The organism is Sphaerotilus mobilis, assembly GCF_004216565.1.
Taxonomy (GTDB): domain Bacteria; phylum Pseudomonadota; class Gammaproteobacteria; order Burkholderiales; family Burkholderiaceae_C; genus Sphaerotilus; species Sphaerotilus mobilis.
Genome location: NZ_SGWV01000003.1, coordinates 1 through 3,286 on the forward strand (window position 1 = coordinate 1; position 3,286 = coordinate 3,286).

Consider the following 3,286-nt stretch of genomic DNA (forward strand, 5'->3'; position numbering starts at 1 on the left):
AACGTCAAAAATAAGCGGCTGCCGAAGGCAGTCCGCTTGAATGCCGGGTTAGGCGCAAACCTTGGCTGTATTTGGCTCGCGGGCTAACCAACGTTTGGAACGGCCAGAGCGACACGCGGCGGCAAGAAACCGAGGCCGGACGCGCCAGCGTGTGAAGTTGGGCAGCATCGGTGAACAGCGTGAGGGGCTCGGTTTTCATGATTGACGCGGTTCGGGCATGAATGGGCGAGTGGCCTAACGTCAAAAATAAGCGGCTGCCGAAGGCAGTCCGCTTGAATGCCGGGTTAGGCGCAAACCTTGGCTGTATTTGGCTCGCGGGCTAACCAACGTTTGGAACGGCCAGAGCGACACGCGGCGGCAAGAAACCGAGGCCGGACGCGCCAGCGTGTGAAGTTGGGCAGCATCGGTGAACAGCGTGAGGAGCTCGGTTTTCATGATTGACGCGGTTCGGGCATGAATGGGCGAGTGGCCTAACGTCAAAAATAAGCGGCTGCCGAAGGCAGTCCGCTTGAATGCCGGGTTAGGCGCAAACCTTGGCTGTATTTGGCTCGCGGGCTAACCATCGTTTGGAACGGCCAGAGCGACACGCGGCGGCAAGAAACCGAGGCCGGACGCGCCAGCGTGTGAAGTTGGGCAGCAGCGGTGAACAGCGTGAGGGGCTCGGTTTTCATGATTGACCCGGTTCGGGCATGAATGGGCGAGTGGCCTAACGTTTGACATGAGCGGGGACAAGACGGCGAAGCCGGCTTGGCATCCGCTCGATGGAATGGTTAGGCGTCACTTCGGAACTGGCCCCACATCCATGCCGTCGTAGGACGCAAGTTTGTGCTTTTCCGCCACTTCGTAAAGTTCAGCGTTTCTCGCATGTAGGCTTGCCGGCGAATGCACTTCGACCTTCTCAATGTGCAGCCTGAAAGTTTGGCGGCCAGGAACTTCAGTGATGCCGACTATTCGGTAGTTCGCCGCCAATTCTTTTGCGGCACCCTTCAACTTTTCTTCGCTCGGGTCAAAGAAAAAGTACCCCCACAGCAAAGGACCGTCTACGTTCCAGGGCGTTTTGGCGCGCATGTTTACGAACATGGTCTCAATCTGACTGAGCTGAATTCGTTGCTCCGTCTGGGCCACTGCGTTGCCTTGAACAGCTACGTTCAGCGATACGGCCGCAATGAGGGGATAAAGAAAGTGGTGTGCTTTCATGATCGCGTGAAGTAGACCTCGGTTGTGACGCCTAACGTCAAAAATAAGCGGCTGCCGAAGGCAGTCCGCTTGAATGCCGGGTTAGGCGCAAACCATGGCTGTATTTTGCTCGCGGGCTAACCAACGTTTGGAACGGCCAGAGCGACACGCGGCGGCAAGAAACCGAGGCCGGACGCGCCAGCGTGTGAAGTTGGGCAGCAGCGGTGAACAGCGTGAGGGGCTCGGTTTTCATGATTGACACGGTTCGGGCATGAATGGGCGAGTGGCCTAACGTTGTTTAGGCTTCACTGTTCCTCACGCATGACGTGCCAAGGCCAATGCAAGGAATTTGTACCCGACCACACCACTGACGACCACGTACAACAGGCAGGCCACAAGCCTTTTGATGCGAGACCAGGAACGAAGGTTTGACAGGACATACAGGCCAGGGATGAAGACAAAGAGGGCCAGGAGGAGGGACACGGAATCCGGTGATCGACTGCCAATGAGAAATGCAACAAGGAGAGGCAGCCAAGCGGGCACCAGAAGCGCAACAACGCGGAAGCCGCTGCTACGAAGGATGCTTGACGGGATTGACCAGCCTTCTTGGCGAAGCGGGATGCCAGTGAGAACCGAAAGCAACGTGCCCGATTTGATCCGGATGCCACAGGCCGGGCATTGCTCAGCACCCGGCATGACCGCACGCCGGCAGTTTGGGCACGTTTGCATTTGTGAGGCCTAAAGTTTGAATTCAGCGGCCGCCGGAGGCGGTCCGCTGGAATTAATGGTTAGCCTTCATTGCGTGTTGAGCGGAACAAGGACGCCGCTCGCCTTGATATCAGCGAAGGCCGAATCTGCAAATACACCCACCTTGAAAGAATCGAACGACTCAGGTGTCCGGACGTGGCGATACGTTTTGGAGTATTCTGACTTAAGCGAGCTGTTCATACCCGACTGATCTGTCTCCTGTTTGGGCTCAGCATGCAACAGACTAATGGTGAAACCAAAGTACTTTCCGCGAATGTCTTCACCAACCAGCGTTATGACCTGCAGAACGCGATCGCACCTTTGCCGAACCATCGCGTTGACCACGATGTCTTTAATTCTGTGAGCATCGGGCAGCTCAACTGTGAGTAGGACAACGCGGTATTTCTCAAGAATCATGCGGTCGAACAAGCGCCTCGAAATGGTCCTGTTCGCCTCGTTCCAGAACCCGGCCACGGCCGTATCCGCGAAGGATGGCCCAACACTACCGCCGACAACAAGGGCACAGTTGTCCGATGCACTTGCAAGGATAGGAAGCGCGAGTAGAAAGGCAGCGATCGATCGGTGCATAGTTGGGGGTCTTATGACGGCTAACGTTCAAATTCAGCGGCCGCCGTAGGCGGTCCGCTGAAATGCCGGGTTGGGCGGCATCTCGTTGGACGAACTGACCGATGCCGAGCCAGTCTGAGACTCGAAGCGGGAACAGATGACAGAGGCAACGGCGAGAGAAAACGCGAGCACGATGATGCCCACGTACCACCGGGACGGCCGATGACCAGCGACCGCAAACTCCCACACCGCCTGAATGTTGACGGTTCGCTTGGAGACCAAGATATAGACGAGCAAAGGTACGGCCACAAGTAGCAGGCAAACGGCGAGGAAGAGAAGGGCTGAAGTCATGGTGCAGATGCGGTTGGTGCGGCCCAACGTCAAAAATAAGCGGCTGCCGAAGGCAGTCCGCTTGAATGCCGGGTTAGGCGCAAACCTTGGCTGTATTTGGCTCGCGGGCTAACCAACGTTTGGAACGGCCAGAGCGACACGCGGCGGCAAGAAACCGAGGCCGGACGCGCCAGCGTGTGAAGTTGGGCAGCATCGGTGAACAGCGTGAGGGGCTCGGTTTTCATGATTGACGCGGTTCGGGCATGAATGGGCGAGTGGCCTAACGTCAAAAATAAGCGGCTGCCGAAGGCAGTCCGCTTGAATGCCGGGTTAGGCGCAAACCTTGGCTGTATTTGGCTCGCGGGCTAACCAACGTTTGGAACGGCCAGAGCGACACGCGGCGGCAAGAAACCGAGGCCGGACGCGCCAGCGTGTGAAGTTGGGCAGCATCGGTGAACAGCGTGAG

Annotated in this window: 4 protein-coding genes; all 4 read right to left on the reverse strand. The window is 57.4% G+C overall.

From position 1 onward, the window contains the following. Positions 1 to 777: 777 nt before the first annotated feature. Positions 778 to 1,197 carry a ribonuclease E inhibitor RraB gene (locus tag EV685_RS00280; protein ID WP_242615343.1) on the reverse strand — a complete coding sequence of 140 codons (420 nt, stop codon included), beginning with the start codon at positions 1,195 to 1,197 and terminating at the stop codon, positions 778 to 780. Positions 1,198 to 1,971: 774 nt separating this feature from the next. Next, entirely contained in the window at positions 1,972 to 2,352 is a 381-nt protein-coding gene (locus EV685_RS00285) for a hypothetical protein (protein ID WP_130480007.1), read from the reverse strand. Positions 2,353 to 2,544: 192 nt separating this feature from the next. Beyond that, the gene (locus EV685_RS00290) at positions 2,545 to 2,841 is read right to left on the reverse strand and encodes a hypothetical protein (protein ID WP_130480008.1); all 297 of its coding nucleotides are present in this window, start codon (positions 2,839 to 2,841) and stop codon (positions 2,545 to 2,547) included. Positions 2,842 to 3,106: 265 nt separating this feature from the next. After that, on the reverse strand, positions 3,107 to 3,286 hold a 180-nt coding region (locus tag EV685_RS20725; RefSeq protein ID WP_207224729.1), incomplete at its 5' end, for a hypothetical protein.

Excerpts from the sequence above, each read along its gene's own strand:
- EV685_RS00280 (WP_242615343.1), bottom strand. The coding sequence starts at position 1,197 with ATGAAAGCACACCACTTTCTTTATCCCCTCATTGCGGCCGTATCGCTG.
- EV685_RS00290 (WP_130480008.1), bottom strand. The coding sequence starts at position 2,841 with ATGACTTCAGCCCTTCTCTTCCTCGCCGTTTGCCTGCTACTTGTGGCC.